Genomic DNA, 26,184 nt, shown 5'->3' on the forward strand with positions numbered 1-26,184 from the left:
AAAGTGGCTTTTAAAAATTATCTTTTAAAAAATATTAGATTCCTAAATCTTTTTTAACGTCATCCAGTAAATTTTTACCATCAGCCATAATTACACCACCACCTTGAGTAGAGTCTAATACGTAATCAAATCCTTGAGCTCTAGCAACTTTTAAGATTGCAGCTTTAGCTTTTTCAGTAATTGGTTTTAATAAATCAATTTCCTTTTTCTGCATTTCTTGTTGTGCTTGTCCTTGATATTGTTGGATATTTTGTTGCATAGTTTGTACTTCAACTAAACGCTTTTGGTTCTCTTCATCAGTTTTAGTTGCAGCTTCTGCTTCGTATTGTTTCATTTTATTTTGATATTCAGTAACCATAGCTTGAATATCTGCTTCATAAGTTTTACCTAACTTATCCATTTCAGCTTGAGCTGTATTCATTTCTGGCATAGCCTGAATTAATGTTTGCGTATTAATATGAGCTACTTTGCTTTGAGCTTGAGTAAAACTTGTTGCTCCAATAAATAAAGCTGTTACTAATAAAAGGGTCTTAAAATGTTTCATTTTTAAATAGAATTAATGTGTGTGTTATAAATTTTAATTGTTATCTGTTTCTTCAGGTTCTGTTGTGCCTTCAGTATTATTATTTTGTTGTGCGTTATTTTCTCTTTCTTCTTTAGCTCTTTGTCTTTCTTCTAAAATACGTTGCTTACGTTCTTCTAGTTCTTGTTGTCTAAGGGCTCTATCTTCTAATTTTTTTTGTTTGCGCTCTTCTAATATTTCTTCTCTGGTTTTTTGTTCTCCTTCAACAACTTCACCATCTTCACCTACAGTTTCGTTTGCTGCATTATATCTAGCATTTAATTTTTCTTCTCTTAAACGAGCTCTTTCTGCTATAATACTATCTCTACGTTTTTGAGCATCTAACTGTTTTTGTTCACGCTCGTCTAAAATTTCTTGTCTACGTTCTTCAGCTGCTGCATCTTTTGCCTCTTGTTCTTTATCTATTTCTGGATGAAGCTCTTCGTCTTCAGCTGCTTTTCTTTCAGATCTTGACTCTGCTTGCGTTCGTTTAGCAGTTCTAGAAATACTTCTAATAACTTCTTCGCTAAAATCAAATCTTTCTGCTGAATATAACATCACTACATCGGCAGACTTATCAAAAACAAAATCGTATTTTCTTTTTTCAGCAATATCTTGAACGGCTGCAAATATTTGGTCTTGGATAGGTTGAATTAATTGTTTCTTTTGAATCATTAAATCTCCATTTGGGCCAAAACGTTTTTGCTGATAATCTAATATTTCTTTTTCTTCAAAAGAGATATCTTCTTCACGTTCTTCTATTAGTTCTTTTGTTAAAAGCGCTTTCTCGTTACTTAAATCTTTTCGTTTTTGTTCAATTTCACTTAACTGACTTTCAATTTCAGTTTTCCATTTTTGAACTTTACCTTCCAACTGAGATGTAGCTTCTTGGTATTCTGGAACATTTTGTAAAATATATTCTGTATCAATATATCCAATTCTTACACCACGTTGTGCTTGAGCAGATATACTAATCATAAATACTATAACCAGTAAAAAAAGAACTTTTATTTTCATCTGTTTCATATTTTATAATTTATTGGTCTATAAATTCTAAAAAAAAGACAGAAGATTATTTAATGAGTCTGTCAATTTTTGAACTAACATTTCAAAATTAACGAATTTTAACTTTAAAAATTTTAATTCTTAAATTAAATAATCAATTTGTTATTAGAAAATATCGTGCCAAATTAAAATTGTTGCCCAATAATAAAGTGTGTTTCCCATCCATTTGGAGATGATTGACCAGGAATTGGATCGAATCCGTAACCAAAATCAATACCTAATAAACCAAAGGCAGGCATGAAAACACGTAAGCCTACACCTGCAGATCTTTTAAGATCGTAAGGACTGTAGTCATTAAAATTATTAAATGAAATTCCACCTTCCATAAAACCTAAAACAAATATTTTAGCTTGTTGTTTTAAAGTAATTGGATATCTTAATTCTAGTGAAAACTTATTATAAATGGTTCCTCCATCGTTTGTTGGATTTCCATTTGCATCAACAGGTTGAATAGATTGGTTTGGGTATCCACGTAATGCAATAGATTCTCTACCATCTAAACTGTAAGACCCTAAACCATCTCCTCCTAAAAAGAAACGCTCAAAAGGGATATCTCCTCTGTCTTGATTGTATGCACCTAGAAAACCAAACTCTGCACTAGGTTTTAGTACTAGTTTTTTAACAATTTCTTGATACCATTCTGCCTTAAATTTTATTTTATAAAACTCTAACCATTTAAAACGTTCTTGATCAATTTCTGCGATACCTTGATTAGCTTCCTGTCTTTCTGGAATAGAATATGTAGGATCTTGTACAATGTCTTCTAGATCTTCTCTTTCATGTTTTAATGCATTATAATCAACACCATTAAATAATGAATAAGGCAATGTTAATTTAGCACTAACACTAAAGTTAGAACCACCAACTGGGAAAACAGGATCGTTATAAGTACTGTTTCTTGTTAAGCCAATTGTGTATGCTAGGTTGTTTGAATAACCATCTCCGAATGTAAATAACCCTGTATTATAATTTTTTAAGTTGTAATGCTGGTAGCTAACTGCTTGAGATAATGTAAAATAGTTGTCTGGTGCATTTAAACGTTTTGCTATACCAACAGAAATACCAGTAATGTTAAACGCTTTATCTTTATCTGCTTTTCCAGTTTGAGAATTGTATAAAAATTGTTTAGTGTGAGAAACAGATGTTGAAAATTGTACTGGCTTTTCTCCACCTAACCAAGGCTCTGTAAATGAAAAACTATAAGTTTGATAAAACTGACTTGCTTGTAAACGCAAAGCTAGTTTTTGCCCATCTCCTCTTGGCACAGGTTTATAGGCTTTAGGGTTTAATATATTTCTTAATGAAAAGTTATTAAAAGATAATCCTAAAGTACCAATAAAACCACCTCCACCATAACCACCTTGTAGTTCTATTTGGCTAGACCCAGTTTCTACTACAGTATATTCTAAATCTATGGTTCCTTCGTTTGGATTCGGGTTAGGGAAATCGGTTGTAAGTAGGGCTGGATCAAAGAATCCTAGTTGACTTAATTCTCTAATAGTTCTAATTACATTAGATTTGTTATATAATTGTCCTGGACGTGTGTGTAATTCTCTGTAGATTACATGATCGTTAGTTACATCGTTACCAACTACAGTAACATTATTGAAATAAACGGGTTTTCCTTCAGAAATTCTAATCTCTAAATCTATAACATTTCCTTCAGCACTTACTTCTACTGTGTTAATGGTAGAGAATAAATATCCGTTATTTTGATATAAGTTAGTAATGTCTACTGCTTCTGGATTTTCTGTATCAGCTATTCTTTTTTCAAGTAAAATACCATTATATGTATCGCCAGGATTTATTCTTAAAATTCTTTTTAAGACATCATCTGAATAGACAGTGTTACCAATAAAATCAATTTTTCCGAATCTATATATTTCTCCTTCTTCTAAATTAATGTAAAGTGCTACGTTTTTTTGATCTAATACAACTAAACTGTCAGATGTTATTCTGGCATCTCTATATCCATTCTCTTTAAATTTATCTACAACACTATTAAGATCTGTTTGATAATCTGCTTCAATATATTTAGAACGTTTAAGTACATGTGTTATGTTTTTCTGTTTGGTATTTTTCATAGCTTTTTTAAGCTTGCTATCTTTTATAGCATCATTACCATTAAAAACAATTTCTTTTACTTTAACTTTTTTCCCTTTGTCAATATTAACTACCATGTTCATGGCTTTAGTAGATGTTTGAAGTGTGTCAATTTCAGTTACATCTATAGTGTTAATGCTAACTTTAGTATTATAAAAACCTTCCTTTTTATATTTATTCTCAAGATAATTTTTAGTAGTTGTTAATAGGTTTTCGGTTACTTTAACACCTTTATTTAAAGTGTTTTCTTCAATAATTTTATCTTTTTTAGACTTTTTAATACCATTAATTTTAACTTCATTAATTTCTGGTAAATCTTCAAGTCTAATTTCTAGATATACCTCATTACCTTCTATTTTATTAATATATATTTCTATGTTATTAAAAAGATTAGAATTCCAAAGTTTTTTAATTGCAGCACTAATTTTATCTCCAGGAATAATAACATCTTCGCCTTTTCTAAGACCAGAATAAGTAATGATTGTTTGTTCGCTAAAGCTGGTATTGCCTAAAACAGAAATGCCTCCAATAACATATTTTTCGCCTTTCTTAATGTTGTCTTGAGCTTGTATAAATTGAATATTTACAAAAAATAGCAATGTAAAAATTGATAGTAAATATGTTTTCAATAGTACTTTATTAGTTAATTTGTTCACTTGTTTTCCCAAATCTTCGTTCTCTTTTTTGATATTCAATAATTGCTTCGTATAAATGCTGCTTAGTAAAGTCCGGCCAAAGCACATTTGTAAAATACAATTCAGCATAAGCAATTTGCCACAATAAGAAGTTGCTTATACGTTGTTCGCCACTCGTTCTAATAAGCAAATCCACATCATGTAAATTTCGCGTGTAAAGATGCTCATTAATAACCGATTCATCAATATTTTCGGGCGAAATTATATTATTTTTAACTTTAAGGCTTATTTTTTTAACTGTATTTATTATTTCTTCTCTAGAACCATAACTTAAAGCAAGAGTTAAAATCATTCTGCTATTGTCTTTCGTGCTCTCAATTACTTCTTTTAGTTCTTTCTGAGCTTTCTTTGGTAGATCGTCAAGATTTCCAATAGCTAATAGTTTGATGTTATTATCTTGCAGTGTTTTTATTTCTTTTTTTAATGAAGAAACTAAAAGTTTCATAAGCGTTTTTACTTCTAGTTTTGGTCTGTTCCAGTTTTCAGTAGAAAAAGCATATAGCGTTAAATTTTCAATGCCTAATTCGGCACTTGCTTCAACAGCTTGCCTTACAGATTTTGTGCCATTTTCATGGCCAATAGCACGCATTAAACCTTTTTGTTTAGCCCAACGACCATTGCCATCCATGATAATTGCTAGATGTTTTGGTAATTGGTCTGTATTTATTTTTAATTTTAAATCCATTTAAAACACACAATAACATGGTTTGTCGCCAAAAGTATAGGTTAATGTTATTCCAGTAAAAACATACCAGTCGTTATTATTTAAATTACCAAAGCTTAATCCATCTAATTCTACAGCATCTGGTACACTTCCATCAATTTCATCGCTAAAGGTATATCTTGCTCCAATTTCGGCTGCTAAAACAAAATTTTCCATAAATTTTGCTTTAAAACCAAGAATCATTGGTATGCCATATGCTATACTAGTAGTGTTTTCTGAAGTATATACTCCTTGACGTGTAAAGAAAAAGTTGTCATGATATGCTGCTGAAATTCCTGAATATAAGTATGGTGTTGCTTTTCTTTTGCCATCATGAAGGTCGAAATCAAAAAATGTAAATTCTAATCCAAGCGAAGCTTCTACTAAATGATTATTAAATTGGTAACCTCTTTCTTGTCGTCTTGGGTCGTCCGATTTTAAATCATCTCCTTGTAACTCAGAATATATTAAAGAGAATCTAAACGAATGTCTTGGACTTCTGTTCCATTTATAAATACTACCAATAGCTAGTTGATTTGGAGCAATATAAGTAGTTGCGCCAACATCTCCAATAAAATTGCTGCCACCAAGAAACACTCCAATTTCATGTGTTTGAGAATGGCTGAATTGCATTGATATTATAAATATAAAAATTGTGGTTAAATACCTCATAAATGTTCAAAAGTTTGCAAATATAATAAATAAGATTAGCCTATAACAATTTGAATCAAATTGTATTAGAATAAAACAACATTTCTCAAAAATTATTGTTTAATTTCTTCGGTCTTCTCCCCAAAGTAGCTTTTTGCGAAGTGTATCTAAAAAGCTTTCTCTTAAAAGTTCAATCATTTTTATTTTAAAAGGTGCTTTTTTTATAGTAACAATGGTATTATTACTTAGAGTTGCAATTCTTGAGTCTAATGATATTAGAAAATTATCTTCTCGACCACTTACTTTTAACTGAATCTCTGTGGAATCTGTAATAATTAATGGTCTTGCACTTAGATTATGAGGTGCAATTGGTGTTAAAACAAAACTATTGGTGTCTGGAGTTATAACTGGGCCACCGCAACTTAAAGAATAACCTGTAGAGCCTGTAGGTGTAGATACAATTAATCCATCGCTCCAATAAGATGTTAAATATTCTCCATTTAATCTAGTTTCAACAGATATCATAGAAGTTGTATTCTTTCTGCTTACTGCAATTTCATTTAAAGCAAAATTTAAATCATTAAATTCCTTATGTTCAGGAGAAGTTGTAATTGAAAGTAAACTACGCTCAGATATCTTATAATCACCAGATAATATATTATCAATGGCTTCGGTAATATTTTCATTTTGTATGGTTGCTAAAAACCCTAAACGCCCAGTATTAATGCCTACAATTGGGATATCTAAATCTCTAACTAAGGTTGTGGTTCTTAACATAGTTCCATCTCCTCCAATACTAATTAAAATATCGAAACTTTTGTCTAATGCTTGAAATGTTTTAAACTTATCGTAATCTTTATGATTAGTAAGTTGGTGGTTAATAATGTCGAAAAATTTTTCCTCTATATAAACATCAATGTTTTTATCAATAAGATAATCTAGAAGTATTTCTACAGCTTCTTCAGCATTTTTATGATAGAATTGTCCAAAAATTGCAATTTTCATATACATCTACATGTTTAAATATTTGTTTAAATAATCCGACCGCTCTTTTAAACTCTCTAAATAACTATCTTCTTCGTGTCCAGAAACAATATTATAGCTATAACGTCTAAAGGTTTGCATAATGTCGTTTATTCCAGTGTTGCCTATTTTTAGAGTTAATTGAACTACATCATTTTCCATTTTAGAAATAAAAGCCCCTAAAATTTTTCCATCATTAGATTCTACAATCTGACTTATTTCACTAAAAGAATAATCATTTAAACCTTTTTCAACAATTAAAATACTACCAGCTGCTGCAAAAAATGGCGTTTCATTAAACAGACTAATAATATCGTTTAATTCGTAATAACCTAAATAAGTGTTTTTTTCATTTAAAACAGGCATAATGTTAGTTGAATTTTGCGCAAAAGCTTCTAGAACGTCTAGCCAAACTGTATTATGTCTAACAAAAAAACCTTCAATAGCATGGCTATATTCAGAAATATCTTTATTACTATTATAGCAATGTGCATCTGTTTCAGACATGCAGCCTAAATAAATACCATCTTTATTTTTAATAGGAATGTGCGAATACGTTAATTGATTAAACAATAACTGGATGTCTCCAATTTTATCTTCTCTATCTAACGGTTTTATGTCGTTTATTATAAATTCTGAAAGATTCATGATTCTTCTAATGTTACTGCAAATTAATCAAAAAAATACTATAATAACCTTGATTGACTTTGTATTTTTGTCCGAATAAATTGATGGTCATGACAAAATTAAGTGTTAATATTAATAAGATTGCTACTTTAAGAAATTCTAGAGGAGGCAATACTCCAAATGTAGTTCAGTTTGCAAAAGATGTGCAAAAATTTGGAGCTGAAGGTGTTACTATCCATCCAAGACCAGACGAAAGGCATATTAGATATCAAGATGCTTACGATTTAAAATCTGAAGTTTATACAGAATATAATATTGAAGGAAACCCAATAGATAAATTTGTAAATATGGTTTTAGAGTTAAAACCAACACAAGTTACTTTAGTGCCAGATGCTTTAGATGCTATTACCAGCAATGCAGGTTGGGACACAATAAAACACAAACATTTTTTAATAGACGTTATCAAGGAGTTTAAAGACCATGGAATTAGAACTTCTATTTTTGTCGATCCAGATTTAAAACAAATTGAAGGCGCTAAGGCAACTGGAACCGATAGAATTGAACTCTATACAGAAGCTTTTGCACATGCCTATGGATTAGGAAACAAATCTGCTATTAAACCTTATACTGCTTGTGCAGAATTGGCTAATTCTTTAAAAATTGGCATTAATGCTGGACATGATTTATCTCTTGAAAATATTAAGTACTTTAAAGAGCACATTCCAAATTTATTAGAAGTCTCTATTGGTCATGCGCTTATTTCAGAAAGCTTATATTTAGGAGTAGAAAACGTAATTCAAATGTATTTGCAAAAATTAAAATAAAAAACATCTGGTTTTGCCAAGTTGAAACTTATATAAAACATTAAATCGCTATGCAATTATATTCAGATATAATAGGTCAAGGGAAACCGTTTATTATTCTTCATGGTTTTTTGGGCATGAGTGATAATTGGAACACTTTAGGTAAAAAATTTAGTGAAGAAGGTTATCAAGTTCATTTATTAGATCAACGTAATCATGGTAGAAGTTTCCATGATAATGTATTTAATTATGAGGTTTTAGTCGAAGATTTAAATGCGTATTGTCAAGAACATCAATTAAAAGACATTATTTTACTAGGCCATTCAATGGGAGGGAAAGTAGCTATGCTTTTTGCAGCAACACATCCAGAGTTAGTTTCAAAATTGTTGGTTGCCGATATTTCGCCAAGATTTTATCCAGTGCATCATGAACTTATTTTGAAAGGCTTAAGTAGTCTCGATTTTAATAAAATAAAAAGCAGAGGAGATGCAGACGATCAATTAGCTCATTTTATTACAAATTTTGGAATTAGGCAGTTCTTATTAAAAAATCTATATTGGAATGACTCTAAAGAACTTGCATTAAGAATAAATCTAAAGGTTTTAAAAGATAATATAGAAGAAATTGGCGAGGCCCTACCAATGCATACACAATATTTTGGCAAAACACTTTTTCTTCGTGGAGATAGATCTGAATATATTGGATTGCAAGACGAAGCAATTATAAATACGCATTTTCCAAATGCAAAAATTGTAACGATTTCTAAGTCTGGCCACTGGTTGCATGCCGAAAATCCAAAGGACTTTTTTAAGGAAGTTATAAATTTTTTAGGATAGTTTAAAGTAGATTACTACCTTTAAATCTAACTAAAACAAAATTTTATGAACTTAATTATTCGTATATTATTAACTGCTGTTGCAGTTGTAATATTAGCAAAATTCTTGCCTGGTGTTACAGTAGACGGGTTTACTTCGGCTATTATTGTGGCAGTAGTTTTAGGCCTACTTAATATTATAGTAAAGCCTATTTTAGTCATTCTTACCTTGCCAATAACTATAGTTACTTTAGGCTTATTTTTATTGGTAATTAACGCCTGTATTATCTTAATGGCTAATAGTTTTATTGATGGCTTTGCAGTTGATGGCTTTTGGATAGCATTACTATTTAGTTTGTTGTTATCATTACTTCAATCTATCTTATTTTCATTATTAAATGAAGATGTAAAATAGACTGAAATACAATACGTTAAAAACTTTGTTGGGTTGCAAAAAATATGTATTTTTGCAACCCAATTTTTATGTCATAATATAATGAATATTACAAGAGAAAACATCGATGCATTAAATGCTGTAGTAAAAGTAGATATCGCTAAAGAAGATTATAGCGAAAAAGTTGAAAAAATCTTAACAGATTATAGAAAAACTGCAAACATACCAGGTTTTAGAAAAGGTCATGTCCCAATGGGAATGGTTAAAAAACAATATGGAAAAGCTGTGTTAGTTGATGAGGTAAACAAATTATTACAAGAAGCTTTAAATAAATATTTAACAGAAGAAAAGTTAGATGTTCTTGGTCATCCACTACCTAAACCTCAAGATGATTTAGATTGGGATTCAGATAAATTATCTTTTGAATTCGAATTAGGTTTGTCTCCAGAATTTAACGTTGAGTTAAAGAGCAAGAAGGCAATAACTAGTTATACTATTGTTGCAGGAGATAAAATGATCGACGATCAAATAATAAACATCCAAAAGCAATATGGAAAGTTATTATCTCAAAAAGAAGTAACTAAAGACAGTGAGGTTACTGGTGTTTATAAAAATGAAGAGAAAGAAATTGAAAATACAGTAACTTTAACTTTAGATAAGTTTAAAGGAAAAGCAACTGAAAAGAAATTTGTTGGAGCTAAAGTTGGAGATGTTATTACTTTAAAGACTAAAGGTCTTTATTCTGATGAGCATGAGTTAATGCACGCTTTAAAATTAACTCACGATGAAATTCATGGTTTAGATATTGAAGTTACATTTACAATCACAGAAATTAATGAGCGTGAATTAGCAGAACTAGACCAAGAGTTATTCGATAAATTATTTGGAAAAGATACTGTTAAAACGGTTGCTGAATTAAAAGAAAAAATAGCAGAAGATGCTGAAAAGCAATTCAAGCAACAAGCAGATCAGAAATTATTAAATGATGTTACAGAATATTTAGTTGAAAATACTAAATTCGATTTACCAGGAGAATTCCTTACAAAATGGATGCAAAATTCTGGTGAAAATCAATTAAGTGAAGAAGAAGCTAAAGACGAATACGAAAAATCTGAAAAAAGCTTACGTTATCAGTTAATTGAAGGAAAGTTAATTACAGATAATAACATTCAGGTAACTATGGATGATATTAAAGATCATGCCAAGCAAATGATTAAAGCGCAAATGGCTCAGTTTGGTCAAATGAATCCTTCAGATAAAGAATTGGAAGATATTGCAGCACGTGTATTATCTAACCAAGATGAAGCTAGAAGAATTTCAGAACAAATTATCAGTCAGAAATTATTAGAGCTTTATAAAGAAAAAGCAAACCTTAAAACAAAAGAACTTACTTACGAAGACTTTATTAAAGAAGTTTACGGAGATAAATAAGTTAACAAAGTTTTAAAGAATAAATCCTTATATTTAGGCGTTAAAATTGTATTTTTAACGCCTTTTTAATTCAATTTAATTATACAAAAGCAATTTATGGATTACGGAAAAGAATTTGAAAAATTCGCAATAAAAGATCAAGGAATAAGCAGTACCTACTATAATAAAATTTTAAGCAGTATGTACCCAACTAACTTGACGCCAAATATTATTGAAGAGCGCCAAATGAATATAGCTATCTTCGATGTGTTTTCACGTTTAATGATGGATCGTATTATTTTCTTAGGAACAGGAATAAACGATCAAGTGGCTAATATTATTCAAGCACAATTATTGTTTTTAGAAAGCACAGACTCATCTAAAGATATTCAAATATATATTAACTCTCCTGGAGGATCTGTTTATGCAGGTTTAGGAATTTACGATACTATGCAATTCATCAAGCCAGATGTTGCTACTATTTGTACAGGTATGGCAGCTTCTATGGGAGCCGTTTTATTATGTGCTGGAGAAAAAGGAAAACGTAGTGGTTTAACACATTCTCGTGTTATGATTCACCAACCATTAGGAGGAGCACAAGGACAAGCAAGTGATATAGAAATTACTGCAAGAGAAATTTTAATATTAAAAGAAGAGCTTTATAAAATCATTAGTAAGCATTCTGGTCAAGATTACGACAAAGTATATGCAGATAGTGATAGAGATTATTGGATGAAAGCCGATAAAGCAAAAGAATATGGAATGATTGATGAAATTTTAGTTCGTAGCTAAAAATTCTCTTTTTTTTAAATATTTATATTATAGAATGGAGTAATAGTTTTAAGTAAAAGTGAAAACTTTAACTTTTAACCTTAAACTTAAGTAATGGCAAAAGAAGATTTAGAATGTTCGTTTTGTGGTAGGAAAAAGCCAGAAACAAATTTATTAATTGCAGGATTAGATGCGCACATTTGCGATAAATGTATTGAGCAAGCTCATGGCATTGTTTTAGAGGAATCTAAACAAAGTGATAAAACAGATTTATCTGCCGAGCTCATGTTGAGAAAACCACAGCAAATAAAAAAGTTTCTAGACGAATACATTATAGGTCAGGATATGACAAAAAAAGTGATGTCTGTGGCTGTGTACAATCACTACAAAAGACTTCTGCAACCACCAAGTGATGACGATATTGAAATTCAGAAATCAAACATCATCATGGTTGGACAAACTGGAACAGGAAAAACACTTATGGCTAAAACCATTGCAAGGATGCTTAATGTGCCTTTAGCTATTGTGGATGCAACTGTTTTAACAGAAGCAGGTTATGTTGGCGAAGATGTAGAAAGTATCTTAACGCGTTTGTTGCAAGCAGCAGATTACAATTTAGATAAAGCTGAAAAAGGCATCGTTTTTATTGATGAAATAGATAAGATTGCTCGTAAAAGCGATAATCCTTCTATAACAAGAGATGTTTCTGGTGAAGGTGTTCAACAAGCTTTATTAAAATTATTAGAAGGAACAGTTGTAAACGTACCACCAAAAGGAGGTCGTAAACATCCAGACCAGAAATTTATTGAAGTCAATACCGAAAACATTCTATTTATTGCAGGAGGTGCTTTCGATGGAATTGATAAAGTAATTTCTAAACGTTTAAACATGCAGGCTGTTGGTTATAGCGCTTCCATGTCTGAAGAACGTGTAGACCAAAGTAATTTATTGCAATATATTATTCCAAAAGATTTAAAGGATTTTGGTTTAATTCCAGAAATTATAGGTCGTTTGCCTGTGCTAACTTATATGGATCCATTGGATGCCAAAACCTTAAGAGCCATTTTAACGGAACCTAAAAATGCCATTATCAAGCAATACAAAAAATTGTTTGCTATGGACGAAATAGACTTTAGTATTACAGATGGCGCTTTAGATTTTATAGTTGAAAAAGCCATAGAATACAAGCTAGGAGCACGTGGATTGCGTTCCCTTTGTGAAGAAATTTTAACAGATGCTATGTTCGAGTTGCCTAGTACAGAAGAAAAAGAGATTAAAGTAACTAAGGCTTATGCAGAAGAGAAGTTATCTAAAACAACTATTAAGAAACTGAAAGCTGTTTCTTAAAATTATATAAGTTTCTATTTGAAAAAGACTGCCTGAAAAAGGTGGTCTTTTTTGTTTTATGGAACTTATTTTTAGTTTAACATTTGAATTTTCACGGTATACTTTAAAAAGTACGGAAAAACCGTAATGCAAAATGGTATTTCATCGAAAAGTGATAAAATAGCGTAGAACTACGTATATAATTCTAAAAATATTTTTTTTAGGTTTATGCATTATTAATAATAAATTATATATGAAAACCCCAAATTTGAAAGGTCAAAAAACCGAAACATTACCTAAATTAAGATTAATAACAGGATGCTTGTTGTTATTAGTTTTGACAATTTTTAATTGTAAACAAGACGATATTTAAGACGTTGACTTTAATTCATTACAAAACCAAAAAGAAAGTATTAATCATTTTACCATTGAAGATTTACCAGATATAGAACAAGCTTTAAATGATATTGGCTCTAATAGAAATGAAAGGTTTATGACAACCACTTACGGTGATTTAGATTTGTCAGACATTCTCCAATTTGTAAATATAGATGGTAAAGAAACATATTCATTTAGGATTTTAAATTCCAGTAACACCCAATCTCAAATCGATTTTGAGAATCTTCACTTAATAAAACTACCAGAAGACAATGGTTATTTGGCATACATTATTCAATGGCAACCAAATCCAGATTGGTATGTTACAAACAGTTATATGTTTAATTTAGAAAATTTCACTGGAAATATGTTGCGTTACGATTTAGATTACAACCTATTGGATTCTAAAGAATTTGAAAGTGGGATAGTTATCAATACCCAAGATGATTCTAATCGAGATATGGACGATGGTTGCGACATACTTCAATATGAAGTTTGTGTAAGTTCAGGAGATTGCACTTGCAATGATGAATGTTATAATGTTATTGAAATATCGTGTACTGGTGGAGGTGGAGGAGGTGATGGAGAATTTCCAGACCCAAACCCAAATGAAAATGAAGAAGGAAGTACGGGAACACATATACCAGGTGGTAGTACACCAGGAGGTTCTACAGGTTCTGGAACTTTTGTGCCAGGTGGGAATGGAGGAGTTGTTGTAGTTCCACCTAACCCATCAGAGGTATTAACATTTTATGGAATGACTTTAACATTTCAAGAGACTAAATGGGTTAATAATGAAGATAATAGTGATGATGTTGATGAGATTATGGATTTTTTATTAGAACATTGTCAATCTGTTGTTGTGACAGATTACACTTGTGAGGAAGCTGTTACTCTTTGGGGGAATGTTATTAGTTTATTGGTTCAAGATGATGCTTTAAGTTTTGAAGAAGCATATTTTGAGATTAACCCTAATGAATGGTTAATTGAATACGAATTTAATTCGGGAGAGATTATTAATATTACGGAATATATGAATTGTTTTTCTGGCGCTTCAACTTCTTCTTCTTTTGATTTAACAATATATGTAGATCAACCAATGCCTAATAGTGATGATACATGGGTAAATGATGGAACAATTTTTAATCCTGATATTAATGTAGGTCATACTTTTATTTCAATTAGAATGAATGATATGGGAAACATAGTTAACCAAACTTTTGGGTTTTATCCATCAGATTCTGTAAGTCCTACTAGCCCAGAGATTAATGGCGTTTGGGTTGATGATGGAGGACATGGTTATGATGTTAGTGCTACAATGATACTTAATTATTCTGAATTTAATACTTTAAAAAATCAAATATTAAGTCTAGGCACTCCAACATATAATTTAAATACATTTAATTGTACTGATGCAGCACTTCAAATCTGTAACTCTTCAAATATGAATTTAAATGATACTGCTGGTTCTTGGATTGGAGGAGGAGGTAGTAACCCTGGAAATTTAGGTCAAGACATTAGGACAATAGATAGTTCTTCAATAACTGTGAATACTAATGGAGGAAATGCTAATTCAAGTGAAGGTGCCTGTCCATAAACAACTAATTATGTATAAAGAAAAAATCTATTTACTGTTATTTTGTTTTTTTAGCTTTATTGCATGTAAACAACCTGAACTATTAATATCTGATAAAGGTGCTGGAAATATTATGATTAATGAATCTTTAAAAAGCACCTATGATGATAATATAATTGACATTAAAACGGATGCCAATAAGTTAGTTGTCTCTATTATATTATCATCGTCTAAGTTTAAAACGAAAGAAGGATTAGGTGTTGGTTCTGAAATGACAACGATAAAAGAAGTTTATCAAGAAAATGTAGTTGAGAATGATATTAATATGTCAAAAGGCTCAATGAATATTGGAGACATTGGAGATGTTCTAATTGTTGAAAACATTTCTTTTATTGACAATAATAATGATGGAATTGTTGACTTAGTTTGGGTTGTTAAGAAAGAAGATTTTTAGTATGAAAAATGTATTTTTAATTTTTTTAGTTTCTAGCTTATTTAGTGTTCAGGCTCAAGAATTACAAATTCATGAAATAAAATTGACAGATACTATTTTAAAGAACACTATTTCTGATTATATTAAAGAAACTAAACAAAACTTTCCTGAGTTTAATAGTGTAGGTTATATTAAAGTTTCTATTAAATCAGTTAATAAGCCGTATTTAGGAAAAAACCTTAAAAGAGTTTATAAAATTGAAGATGCTGGAATTGAGGTGTTAGATAAGAGCGAAGATTGGTGGTATCCAAATTACTACACTCACATAGACACTAAATTGGTTATTATTTATAATAAAACTATTAATGATGTATTTGATATTAAGTATTCAAAGAAAAGTAAACGAAAATTTAGAAGGATTTTAGAGGACTATTTGCCTCCAAAAAAGAAATTTAAATTTAGAGACTTTGAAGGTAATGGTAAAACTATTACAGAAATATTTAGGCATCCAACTTACCTTGGTTCGGAATCTTATGGAATAATTTTAGAAGTTTATTGGAAAACTCACGAGATTAGAAAGGCGACTCATTATGATTAGTTTTTTTTATTTTAAAGATAAATCTATCACATGAAAAAGACAATAACAATTTTGCTTCTAATGCTTTTCTGCTTGAGTTGTAAAGCACAAAAAGTAGTTGTAAAAGATATTTCAAATAATGTGGACATGAATTATCTTTTTGCAAGACTTGATTCAAAAGATATTTTTAATCAAGAACTTTGGAATGGTGGTCAATATGTAAAAGTGTTTAAAATTTCAGATTCTAAAGCGACACCTGAAAAATATTTTGAAGGAACTGACGAAGTTTTAACAAGTTTAATAATATCAACAGTTCCTGATGGCGACTATTATACAAATAGTAAATTGTATAAAATTGAAGGGTTATGCAACCCAACTATATTAGAGATTAAAGAAGAAGAGCAATTCAGATTTTCAATAAAAATAGAATATGGTGCCTTTAATGAAAGAGAAGTTGAAGTCTTTGAATTAGTTGGAGTTCAGTAATTTAATGTAAAACAAAAGAAGTCAAGTAATTAAATTTTTTATGAATCATAAATTATCAGTTTTAATCTTTTTTGTTTCTAGTTTATTTAGTGTTCAAGCTCAAGAATTAGAGATTCATGAAATTAAATTAAAAGATACTATTTTAAAAAGTACAATTTCAGACTACATAAAAGAAACAAAAACTTTCGATTCTGAATTTAATCATATAGGATATATAATTGTAGTTATTAAAGGATTAAATAATTATAATAAAGAAAAAGACATATTCAGAATTTATAATATTTATGATTCTTCATATCCTTTAGAGAAAAATGATCAAGATATTATGTATCCTAATTATTACACCTATGTCGATGACAAATTAGTTTTAATTTATAATGATCTTAATAAAGAAGTATTTGATTATACTTTTTCTTGTAAGAGTAAAAAGAAAATGAGGACATTAATGGAACCTTTTTTAAGCCCTAAAATTAAATCTAAAGATTTACCTAAAAATAAATTAGAAAGAGATTTTATAAAAGATTTTAGAGAGCAATATGTGAGATTTAGGCATACTGAATTAATTATTATAAAAGATAAAGAACCGATTGTTATTAAAAATGTTCATTAAATAAAAAAAATAAGACCATTCCAAGAGAGTAATTTTTATGCTTTTCTCTTGAAATAACAATACAGCTCTATATTCATAAAAATCAACAACAAGCCATAAATTGAATCTTCAATAGGAATATTAAACAACCGTATTCCTAAATTCTCAGCATCATTATACCAAACAATAGGTTCCACTAAGAAACTACCTGTTAAAACACCATTGCTTAGAAAGAAGAATGGCAACACAAACAGATAACTTAAATAATGCAAAGATAGGTCTGTCTTCTTATAGATTAAATACATCAAATAATAACAGGTTCCAAAAAAGGTTACAGACGTGTATAATTTGTTATAATTAAAAACTGCAACAACAAAAAGAATGGCTATAAGTATATAAGATATAATAGCTTGTGACTTCTGTAGAAAATTAGTCTTAAAAAAATATTGAAAAGCAAAATAGCTAAACACACAAGCATAAGGAATACAGATAAAAAACAAGATCTCTTCAAGTGGTAAATTGCCAATATGGATGCCAGTTAAATAGGTTTCGTTAAAACCCCAAACACCTATTTTAGTAAATAATGAATCCCAAATAACAAATAATAAAGTTACTAAAATGTTGGCCTTAAAAAACGATTTCCACTCTTTGTAAAAGGTATGTTTCGGATAAAAACTTGCTATAAACGGAATGAAAATACAAGCTAGATTAACCAATAAATACGTGTAGGCTTCCATGGATTATTTATATTGATTATGATATTTTTTAGGCACAAACAGCATCCCAAAACATTCGCCTTCTTCTTTGTTAAGGTGTTTATGATGTACTTTATGTGCTTTTCGTAAACCTAAAAGAAATTTGTTTTTGGTGTTCTTAAACCATTTAAAACGTTGATGGATCAACACATCATGGATTAAAAAATAAGTGAGTCCGTAAAAAAAAATACCCAAGCCAATAAAAAACATAAAGTTTAATTCTGGAACAGCTCCAAAATAGAATAGCAAGATACTTGGGATGGCAAAAATGATAAAAAAAGTATCGTTTTTTTCAAATACATGTGGATATTTTGGTTGATGATGATCTTCGTGTAAAAACCATAAAAATCCATGCATCACATATTTATGTGTCAACCATGTTACTAGTTCCATTATGGAAAAAGTGCCAAGTGCAATTAAAATGTATAATAGAATGATCATAATGAAAGTTACTGATTTATTGATTAAAGAAAGTTTAATTTATACCTTAAATACGATTTGGTAAGAATGAAAACTTTCAACCCATTTGAAATTCGAATACGTCCATCTAGTATTTTTTCAGAATCAGCTTTCTTTAATTTCTTTAGTAGTTTTAAATAATATCTATAGGCAATATACACACCAAATCTACTTTCTAATGGCAATTGAATAATACCTTTATATGCTTCTCTTAAGTCCACATTTATATCAGAAATAATTTCCTCTTTAGTCACATTGTTTAATGTGTTATTTGATAGGTTTGGAAAATACGAACGTCCTAATTGTTCAATATCATCTTTAATATCTCTTAAGAAATTTATTTTTTGAAATGCTGAACCTAAATGTTTTGCCGAATGCTTTAACTCATTAAATTTAGTTTCATCATTATTAACAAAAACACGTAAACACATTAAGCCTACAACATCTGCAGAACCATAAATGTAGTTCTCATAAGCTTCCTTTGTTGTGTATTCTGTAACATATAAATCTGCTTCCATACGTTGTAAAAAATCTTCTGCATAGGCATATAAATTAAATGAATGTACAACTTCTTGAAATGCATTAATTATAGGGTTTAAGCTTATTTTTCTGTCTAATGATTTTCTGTAATCATTCACAAAATCATGAAACAATACTTTTTGATTGTACATGTCGAATGAATCTACAATCTCATCAGCATAGCGAACAAACCCATAAATAGCATATATATGAGGCCGTATAGAAGGTGCAAAAAGTTTGATGCCTAACGAAAAAGAAGTACTATAGGTATTGGTAACAATTTTGCTACACTTAAGGCTTGAAGAGTCAAATAGGTGTTTCATTTTAATGATATTTTAGAATTAAATCACTCACAATTTTTCCAGATATTAAGGATGGAGGCACTCCAGGTCCTGGAACGGTTAATTGTCCACAGAAATACAGATTATCTACTTTCTTACTTTTAAGTTTTGGTCTTAGCACATGGGTTTGAGTGAGTGTATTTGCTAAACCATAGGCATTGCCTTTATAAGAATGATAATCGTCTTTAAAGTTATTTACACAATAAGATTCTTTAAATAGAATGTTGCTTTTTATAGATTCTCCTGTAATAGTTTCTACTCTTTCTACAAGCTGATTGAAATAATGTTCTCTAATCTCAGGAGTATCTTCTACATCTGGAGCAATAGGAATTAAAAAAATACCAGCTTCTTGCCCTTCTGGTGCAGTTGAAGCATCTGTAATGCTTGGGAAGCTAGCATAAAACAATGGTTTTTCTGCCCATTCCTTAGTGTCGTAAATGGTTTTTGCATGTGCTTCAAAATCTGTATCGAAAAACAACGTATGATGTGAAACGTTATTTAGTTTTTTATCGAAACCAACATAAAATAATAGAGCAGAAGGAGCAAATACTTTTTTATCCCAATAGCTTTCAGAATATTGTCTTAATGGTTTAGGCAATAATGTTTCTGTATGATGGTAGTCTGCTCCACTTAATAATATATCACAAGGGAAATAACCACTATGTGTAGTAACTCCAGTTACATTATTATTTTTAATCTCTACTTTTTCAACTTCGCTTGACGTGATTATTTTAACGCCTAAACTTTTTGAAAGCGTTGTCATAGCTTTTACAACTTCATACATGCCACCTTTAGGATGCCAAGTGCCAAGTTTAAAATCGGCATAATTCATAAAATTGTAAAATGAAGGTGTATTACTTGGTTTGGCTCCTAGAAATAAAACAGGAAATTCTAATATTTTTTGAAGTTGCTTGTTTTTAACATAGCCAGAGACTTGATTTTTTATTGTTAAAACAAACTCATATAGTTTTAAAAAAGTTTTTTTGTTTATGATTTCAAAAACATGTTCTCCAGGTTTATAAACCAAATCTTTAATAGCAATGTTGTAGTTTCTGTGAGCTTTATTAATAAATTTTTGAAGCTTTTTACCACTACCTTTTTCAATATTCTCGAAGGTTTGTTTAATGTCCTCGAAATTATCAGAAATACTAACGGAATCCTTTTTGCCAAAATATATTTGATAGGCTGGATTTAGTTTGTTTAGTGAGTAATAATCGTCTGTTGATTTATTAAAATCTTTAAAGAAGCTTTCAAAAACATCTGGCATCCAATAAAATGTTGGGCCAATATCAAAAACAAACCCATCTTTTTTTAATTGCCTAGCACGACCACCAACAGTTTTGTTTTTTTCTAAAATGGTAACATCAAACCCTTGACTTGCTAAATAACAAGAAGCCGAAAGCGATGAGAACCCTGAACCGATTATGATAATTTTTTTTGTTTCCATTTAATGTTTAATAAAGTAAACCGACAACCAAGAGAGCTGTCGGCTTACAAATCAACCAACTAAAACCAATCTTTTACCAAGCAGTTTAAACAACTTGTTTGGTAGTAATTCCATTTATAGATTAGGGATCATTACTTTATTAATAACATGGATAACTCCATTTCCGGCCTGAACATCTACAGCAATTATACCTATGTCTGAAGCGCCTGAACCATCTGTAATATCTCCAATATTATCACCTGTTCCAGGTAATGTTATTGTAATGTTATCTCCTTCTAAAGTTGGTGCAGATGTATCACCAGGATTATTTAACATGCTAGAAGTTATATTAGACTCACTAACAACATGGTGTAATAATACTTGAGTTAACACCACTTCACTAGGTATAGCGGCTAATGCATCAAATGCATCATTAGTAGGTGCAAAAACTGTGAATTCTGGATTAATACCATCTGCATTACTACCTTCAGTTCTTGATAAAATAGAAGCAAAGTCAGTTCCTGGGGTTAACGTTGTTAAGGCTTCAACCAAAGTTGTGAAGTTTGGATCTGCAGCAGCAAAAGTAACTACTGTTGGAATATCGATTACAGTATCAACTGCATGGATAATACCATTAGTTCCAACTACGTCAGCTTGAAAAACTGTAGAAATTCCATTAAATTTAACTCCATCATTTGTGTTAAAATATAAACTCATGGCTGTTCCACCAGGTCCAGTAGCACTAGAATTTGTATATCCTGCACCTGAATCAATTAAAAACTGAGAATCAATAGTTGAATTCATGATTACGTGATTCAATAATATTTGAGATAATACAGCTGTATTTACTCCTCCTAGTGGAGCTCCATCTAAAAATGTTTCAAATGCATTGTTATCTGGTGCTAATACTGTAAATGGGCCATCACCTTGAAGAGCAGTTACTAAATCTCCATCTGCTGCTCCTAGTGCAGTAACTAAACTTGTAAAAGAAGGATTTGCAATTGCATGGTCAACAACGTCTGGTAAACCAAGAACGCCATTTATAATGTGAATAGTTCCGTTGGAAGCATCAATATCTGCTGTTGATACAGAAGCTGCATCATTAAATCTTACGCCATTTGCTGTGTCAAAAAAGATACTAATATTTAGACCTCCTGAACCTGTTGCGCTACCTGAAGCATAACCACTTCCTGCAGCAATTAAATCACTTGCTTTTACATCTGCCATAATAACATGATTCAATAAAACTTGAGATAGTACATCAGTAGGTACTTGTTCTAAAGAGCTAAATCCGTTTGCATTAAGAAATGCTGTAAATGCTGCATTTGTTGGAGCAAGAACAGTAAAAGGTCCATCTCCACTTAATACATTTACTAGATCTCCATCTGCTCTAGATAGCGCAGCAACTAGTGAAGTTAACTCTGGAGTGTCTAATGCAATCTCTACAATATTTTGTTGTTGAGGTTGAGGAGTTGGTGTTTGATTGTCATCATCATTACTACAAGATGTAATAAATAATGAAAGACTAAATAATACGATAAATAAATTTGCTGTTTTCATAATGTCTAATAATTAATTGTTTAAACTTGGACAAATATATATACAATTTTAATATTGTCCAAATAAAAATAAAAAAAGTTGGACAAATAATTTTTAGTTATTTTAATTTATTGAATATATTTGTTTAACTTTGTGGTGTAAATAATTAGACATGAGTAAATATACAATGACCCAAATCGTTACATTAACTGGCATTAATGCACATACATTACGCAAGTGGGAATCTCGATATAGTTTTTTGGAACCAGAACGAACAGATACAAATATTAGATACTATTCAGACGAACAATTAAAAAAACTATTGAACATTAGTATTTTAACACGTAATGGATATAGAATTTCCAAGATTGATAAAATGTCTGATAATGAAATCTATGATATTATTAGTAATAAATTAATTGATGATAATCATGAAGATGATATTAGTACATTAATATTAAGTACGCTTGAAATGGATGAAGAAGTTTTTGATGGTGTGCTTAAAGAACACATTCTCAAAAACGGGCTTTTAACAACAACCACTAAACTTATTTATCCTTTTTTAAATCAAGTAGGTGTTTTGTGGGGAATTAATAAAGTCATGCCAGCTCAGGAGCACTTTATTTCTAACCTAATAAAGAAAAAAATATTTTCCACTATTGATTTATTACCATATCCAAAAAAAAATGCACCTTCTATATTGATGTTTTTGTCTGAAAATGAACATCATGAAATTGCATTGCTTCTCGCATATTATATTGCAAGAGAATATGGCTGGAGAGTTTATTATCTAGGACAAAATGTGCCTACTGAAAATATAAGGCAAGTTATTGAAGAGACTAAGCCAAAAGCATTGATAACTATGTTTGTAACGCCAACTCATGAACCTATAGAAACAAAAATTAATGCAATTTTAGGTCAAAGTAATATTCCCCTATTTGTTTCTGGAAACCCTAATATTCTAGAAGATATTGTAGAAAATAAGCAAATTAGATATTTGTCTCATCCAGATGATTTTATAAAAGAATTAAAGTCTCTTTAAAAACAATATAAAAAAATTAACCCAAGCTTTTGCTTGGGTTTCTTCTTTAATATATGGATGTTAATTAATAATTTGACACTATGATTAAATTATTTTATGGTCAAAAAGTTGTAGGGTATTTACTTAAAGAAACGACATCTATCTGGCATTTACTTGGTTGTTATAAACACCAGATAAAAAGTATCGTTTGTTATTAATAGCATGGTAAAACTAGCAATTTAATTGTAAGAAAAAAATGACTGACATTGTTTTTAGATAAAGCACAAAAAATACTCGTTATAAATATTTTTTTTACTTTTTTTATCGATAAAAGACTTACTACTTATTTAATTCTAACAAATCATCTAGGTAATCTCGTGTATTAGAGAGTCTAGGTATTTTGTGTTGGCCACCAAGCTTGTTATTTTGTTTTAACCAATCGTAAAATAATTGTTTTCTAGCAATGTGTATGGTTGGTTTATTTAATGTCATATTATTATAACGTTTGGCCTCGTAGTCTGAATTTATTTCTTTTAACGCGTTGTCAAATAATTCATTAAAATAACTAATATCAGCAGGAGGTGTTTTAAATTCAATTAACCACTCATGAGCACCTTTTTCTTTGCCTTGCATAAAAATTGGTGCTGCTGTATAATCAACAATTTCTGCTTTGGTTTTTTTACAGACTTTTCTTAACGCATTTTCTGCGTTTTCTATAATTAATTCCTCTCCAAAGGCATTAATATGATGTTTGGTTCTGCCAGTTACTTTAATTCTATATGGATTTGTTGAAGTAAACTTAACTGTATCACCAATTTTATATCGCCAAAGCCCTGCATTGGTTGTAATAATTACGGCATAGTTTTTATCTTTTTCAACGTCGCTTAAGGGAATTACTTTCTCGTCTTTTGTTCCATAAGTATCCATTGGAATAAATTCATAAAAAATACCATAATCAAGCATAAGTAGTAATTCGCTAGAATTATTAAGGTCTTGAATTGCAAAAAAACCTTCAGAAGCATTGTATATTTCGTAATACCTGAAATCCTTTTTAGGTAAAATATTTTTGTACTGTTCTTGATATGGAAGAAAACTTACTCCTCCATGGAAATACACCTCCAAGTTTGGCCAAATATCAAATAAATTGTCTTTTCCAGTGGTTTCTAATACATTATTAAGTAAAACCAACATCCACGAAGGTACACCTGCAAGACTAGTTACATTTTCTTGAATGGTTTCGTCTACAATAGCTTGCATTTTGTCTTCCCAATTACTCATTAGAGAAACTTTGTTACTAGGTGTACTGCTAAATTCTGCCCAAAAAGGCATGTTGTCTATTAAAATAGCAGATAGATCGCCAAAGGTCGTACCATTTTCTTTAAAGAGTTCTTTGCTGCCTCCTAATCTTAAACTCTTACCTGTAAATAATTGAGAATTTTCGTTGTTATTTAAATACATACAAAGCAAGTCTTTGCTTGCAGCATAATGGCAATCTTCTAATGAATCTTCGCTTACAGGAATAAATTTACTTTTTGCATTTGTAGTACCACTTGATTTTGCAAACCATTTAATAGGTTGAGGCCAAAAAATATTATTTTCTCCATTTCGAGATCTTTCAATTACATCTTGATAATCTTCATAGGTAGATATTGGTACTCGCTCGGTAAAAGTTTTGTAATCTGTAATTGATTCAAAACCAAATTGCTTGCCAAATTCGGTGTCTTTTGCCTTATTTAAAAGATGCGTAAGTAGCTCATGTTGAACTTCGTTAGGGTATTTTAAAAACAAATCTATTTGATGAAACCGTTTTTTTAAAAACCATGAAGCAATAGAATTAACTATAGGAATTGGCATATTTGCATTATATTTAAAAAATAAAAATAAGACTTTTTTTTATGACCTACCAAGGTGTTTTAACAAAAATGGAAACGGAGTTTTCCGAACCCATTCAATATTATTTAGTATTTGAATCAGATTTTATTAACATGAATCAAATGTTAGATAAAACTATAAGCATTCAATTTGTTAAGTATCAATGTTTAAGCTGTGGTTTAGATAAGCCTATATTTAGACAAGGATTTTGTAAAAGCTGTTTCTTCGATATTCCTCAAACTGCCGATTGGATTATGAGACCAGAGTTAAGTACAGCGCATTTAGACAAAGAAGATAGAGATTTAGAATACGAGAAAAAAGTACAGCTACAACCACACATAGTGTATTTAGCAAATTCTAGCAATGTAAAAGTTGGTGTTACTAGAAAAAGCCAGATACCTACACGTTGGATTGATCAAGGAGCGCATGAAGCCATTGAAATAGTAGAAGTGCCAAATAGATATTTAGCTGGTATTACCGAAGTTGCTTTAAAAGATTATGTGGCAGATAAAACCAATTGGCGTACTATGTTGAAAAACGATATTGCAGATGAAGATTTAGTAACTTGGAGAGATAATTTAAAACAATACATTCCAGACGAAGCAAAAGATTATTATATAGAATCTAATTCTGAAACCAATATTTTATTTCCAGTTTTGCATTATCCAAAAAAACCAAAAAGTTTAAATTTAACTAAGGCTCAAAATTATACAGGAAAATTAGTTGGAATAAAAGGGCAATACCTCATTTTTGAAGACGAAACAGTTTTTAATATTAGAAGTAACGAAGGTTTAGTAGTAAATATTTCTATTATATAAACTAGTGTTTCTTAAGACGCATTTCCAAATACTTATTGGTAAACCCTAAACTTTCATAAAGTTTAATGGCTGGATTGTTAGGCTCTACATGAAGAGCAATATCTCCTTCTGTTAGTTCAATAGCTTTTTGCAAAAGTTGTTTGCCAATACCTTTTCCTCTAGCATGTTCATGAACAGCAATATAAACTAAAATGTTTTCTGGAATGTAATCCTTCATTCCAGTTTTATTAATAATGGTTATTCCTTGGAGTAATTTCTCTTCATAAATAAGCAAAACAAAACCTCCAAAGGAAGCAACATTGTTTTTTACTGCATAATCCAAGCATTTAGAAATGTCTTCTTTAGAGTCTCTAAATTCTTGTAAATGTTCGTGTAAAAAATTTACAATGTTTTGTTTTTCTTCTTTTGAAGGTTTTGTTTTAGAATGATATACTTTAAACAAAAGCAT

Annotated in this window: 27 protein-coding genes; 13 read left to right on the forward strand and 14 right to left on the reverse strand. The window is 30.2% G+C overall.

Annotated features, from left to right (window positions below):
* Positions 1-34: 34 nt before the first annotated feature.
* The 7 genes from LX78_RS03135 to LX78_RS03165 all read right to left on the reverse strand — a co-directional run bounded on the left by LX78_RS03135 (position 35) and on the right by LX78_RS03165 (position 7,450).
* On the reverse strand, positions 35-544 hold the full coding sequence (locus tag LX78_RS03135; RefSeq protein WP_109681169.1) for an OmpH family outer membrane protein: 510 nt from the start codon (positions 542-544) through the stop codon (positions 35-37).
* A gap of 33 nt (positions 545-577) precedes the next feature.
* Positions 578-1,579: an OmpH family outer membrane protein gene (locus tag LX78_RS03140; RefSeq protein ID WP_109681170.1), complete on the reverse strand. Its 1,002-nt coding sequence runs from the start codon at positions 1,577-1,579 to the stop codon at positions 578-580.
* A gap of 173 nt (positions 1,580-1,752) precedes the next feature.
* Positions 1,753-4,359: a BamA/OMP85 family outer membrane protein gene (locus LX78_RS03145; protein ID WP_245881457.1), complete on the reverse strand. Its 2,607-nt coding sequence runs from the start codon at positions 4,357-4,359 to the stop codon at positions 1,753-1,755.
* A gap of 10 nt (positions 4,360-4,369) precedes the next feature.
* Positions 4,370-5,110 carry an isoprenyl transferase gene (locus tag LX78_RS03150; protein ID WP_109681172.1) on the reverse strand — a complete coding sequence of 247 codons (741 nt, stop codon included), beginning with the start codon at positions 5,108-5,110 and terminating at the stop codon, positions 4,370-4,372.
* Positions 5,111-5,800 carry a type IX secretion system protein PorG gene (gene porG, locus LX78_RS03155; protein ID WP_109681173.1) on the reverse strand — a complete coding sequence of 230 codons (690 nt, stop codon included), beginning with the start codon at positions 5,798-5,800 and terminating at the stop codon, positions 5,111-5,113.
* 99 nt (positions 5,801-5,899) lie between these two features.
* Positions 5,900-6,784 (reverse strand): NAD kinase, encoded by an 885-nt coding sequence (locus tag LX78_RS03160; RefSeq protein WP_109681366.1) that lies wholly within the window; start codon positions 6,782-6,784, stop codon positions 5,900-5,902.
* A 6-nt stretch (positions 6,785-6,790) separates the two neighbouring features.
* The gene (locus LX78_RS03165) at positions 6,791-7,450 is read right to left on the reverse strand and encodes a CBS domain-containing protein (RefSeq protein WP_109681174.1); all 660 of its coding nucleotides are present in this window, start codon (positions 7,448-7,450) and stop codon (positions 6,791-6,793) included.
* 89 nt (positions 7,451-7,539) lie between these two features.
* Between LX78_RS03165 and LX78_RS03170 the strand changes: the two genes are divergently transcribed.
* The 11 genes from LX78_RS03170 (at position 7,540) to LX78_RS03220 (ending at position 17,007) form a co-directional block, all read left to right on the forward strand.
* On the forward strand, positions 7,540-8,253 hold the full coding sequence (locus LX78_RS03170; protein WP_109681175.1) for a pyridoxine 5'-phosphate synthase: 714 nt from the start codon (positions 7,540-7,542) through the stop codon (positions 8,251-8,253).
* Positions 8,254-8,303: 50 nt separating this feature from the next.
* On the forward strand, positions 8,304-9,068 hold the full coding sequence (locus LX78_RS03175; protein WP_109681176.1) for an alpha/beta fold hydrolase: 765 nt from the start codon (positions 8,304-8,306) through the stop codon (positions 9,066-9,068).
* A gap of 45 nt (positions 9,069-9,113) precedes the next feature.
* Positions 9,114-9,461 (forward strand): phage holin family protein, encoded by a 348-nt coding sequence (locus LX78_RS03180; RefSeq protein WP_109681177.1) that lies wholly within the window; start codon positions 9,114-9,116, stop codon positions 9,459-9,461.
* An 81-nt stretch (positions 9,462-9,542) separates the two neighbouring features.
* Positions 9,543-10,871, forward strand: a complete 1,329-nt coding sequence (gene tig / locus LX78_RS03185; RefSeq protein ID WP_109681178.1) for a trigger factor — start codon at positions 9,543-9,545, stop codon at positions 10,869-10,871.
* Between the two features lie 96 nt (positions 10,872-10,967).
* The gene (gene clpP / locus LX78_RS03190) at positions 10,968-11,642 is read left to right on the forward strand and encodes an ATP-dependent Clp endopeptidase proteolytic subunit ClpP (protein WP_109681179.1); all 675 of its coding nucleotides are present in this window, start codon (positions 10,968-10,970) and stop codon (positions 11,640-11,642) included.
* Between the two features lie 93 nt (positions 11,643-11,735).
* Complete coding sequence (gene clpX / locus LX78_RS03195) at positions 11,736-12,968, forward strand: ATP-dependent Clp protease ATP-binding subunit ClpX (protein ID WP_109681180.1); 1,233 nt, start codon at positions 11,736-11,738, stop codon at positions 12,966-12,968.
* A 472-nt stretch (positions 12,969-13,440) separates the two neighbouring features.
* The gene (locus LX78_RS03200; protein ID WP_109681181.1) at positions 13,441-14,922 is read left to right on the forward strand and encodes a hypothetical protein; all 1,482 of its coding nucleotides are present in this window, start codon (positions 13,441-13,443) and stop codon (positions 14,920-14,922) included.
* Positions 14,923-14,932: 10 nt separating this feature from the next.
* A complete protein-coding gene (locus LX78_RS03205) occupies positions 14,933-15,355 on the forward strand; it encodes a hypothetical protein (protein WP_109681182.1) in 423 nt (140 codons plus the stop codon).
* Position 15,356: 1 nt separating this feature from the next.
* On the forward strand, positions 15,357-15,932 hold the full coding sequence (locus LX78_RS03210; RefSeq protein WP_109681183.1) for a hypothetical protein: 576 nt from the start codon (positions 15,357-15,359) through the stop codon (positions 15,930-15,932).
* 30 nt (positions 15,933-15,962) lie between these two features.
* Positions 15,963-16,397 (forward strand): hypothetical protein, encoded by a 435-nt coding sequence (locus tag LX78_RS03215; protein WP_146192537.1) that lies wholly within the window; start codon positions 15,963-15,965, stop codon positions 16,395-16,397.
* Positions 16,398-16,437: 40 nt separating this feature from the next.
* A complete protein-coding gene (locus LX78_RS03220) occupies positions 16,438-17,007 on the forward strand; it encodes a hypothetical protein (RefSeq protein WP_109681185.1) in 570 nt (189 codons plus the stop codon).
* 35 nt (positions 17,008-17,042) lie between these two features.
* Here the strand turns inward: LX78_RS03220 and LX78_RS03225 are convergent, their stop codons facing one another.
* From LX78_RS03225 to LX78_RS03245, 5 genes are all read right to left on the reverse strand, one after another.
* The gene (locus LX78_RS03225; RefSeq protein ID WP_109681186.1) at positions 17,043-17,723 is read right to left on the reverse strand and encodes a lycopene cyclase domain-containing protein; all 681 of its coding nucleotides are present in this window, start codon (positions 17,721-17,723) and stop codon (positions 17,043-17,045) included.
* Positions 17,724-17,726: 3 nt separating this feature from the next.
* Positions 17,727-18,182 carry a sterol desaturase family protein gene (locus LX78_RS03230; protein WP_109681187.1) on the reverse strand — a complete coding sequence of 152 codons (456 nt, stop codon included), beginning with the start codon at positions 18,180-18,182 and terminating at the stop codon, positions 17,727-17,729.
* Between the two features lie 23 nt (positions 18,183-18,205).
* Positions 18,206-19,042: a phytoene/squalene synthase family protein gene (locus tag LX78_RS03235; RefSeq protein ID WP_109681188.1), complete on the reverse strand. Its 837-nt coding sequence runs from the start codon at positions 19,040-19,042 to the stop codon at positions 18,206-18,208.
* A 1-nt stretch (position 19,043) separates the two neighbouring features.
* A complete protein-coding gene (locus LX78_RS03240) occupies positions 19,044-20,507 on the reverse strand; it encodes a phytoene desaturase family protein (RefSeq protein ID WP_109681189.1) in 1,464 nt (487 codons plus the stop codon).
* Between the two features lie 114 nt (positions 20,508-20,621).
* Positions 20,622-22,046, reverse strand: a complete 1,425-nt coding sequence (locus LX78_RS03245; protein WP_109681190.1) for a fasciclin domain-containing protein — start codon at positions 22,044-22,046, stop codon at positions 20,622-20,624.
* A gap of 151 nt (positions 22,047-22,197) precedes the next feature.
* Here LX78_RS03245 and LX78_RS03250 point away from each other — a divergent pair, with 151 nt between their 5' ends.
* Positions 22,198-23,067, forward strand: coding sequence for a MerR family transcriptional regulator (locus LX78_RS03250; protein ID WP_109681191.1), 870 nt, complete (start codon positions 22,198-22,200; stop codon positions 23,065-23,067).
* 318 nt (positions 23,068-23,385) lie between these two features.
* On the opposite strand, the gene LX78_RS03255 is transcribed toward LX78_RS03250, so the two are convergent.
* Complete coding sequence (locus LX78_RS03255; protein ID WP_109681192.1) at positions 23,386-24,900, reverse strand: GH3 auxin-responsive promoter family protein; 1,515 nt, start codon at positions 24,898-24,900, stop codon at positions 23,386-23,388.
* Positions 24,901-24,941: 41 nt separating this feature from the next.
* Here LX78_RS03255 and LX78_RS03260 point away from each other — a divergent pair, with 41 nt between their 5' ends.
* Positions 24,942-25,736, forward strand: coding sequence for a DUF2797 domain-containing protein (locus LX78_RS03260; protein ID WP_109681193.1), 795 nt, complete (start codon positions 24,942-24,944; stop codon positions 25,734-25,736).
* 1 nt (position 25,737) lies between these two features.
* Here LX78_RS03260 and LX78_RS03265 read toward each other — a convergent pair whose 3' ends face one another.
* Positions 25,738-26,184 carry a GNAT family N-acetyltransferase gene (locus tag LX78_RS03265; protein WP_109681194.1) on the reverse strand — a complete coding sequence of 149 codons (447 nt, stop codon included), beginning with the start codon at positions 26,182-26,184 and terminating at the stop codon, positions 25,738-25,740.

The sequence above is a fragment of the Xanthomarina spongicola genome (genome assembly GCF_003148645.1).
In the GTDB taxonomy this organism is placed as follows: Bacteria; Bacteroidota; Bacteroidia; order Flavobacteriales; family Flavobacteriaceae; genus Xanthomarina; species Xanthomarina spongicola.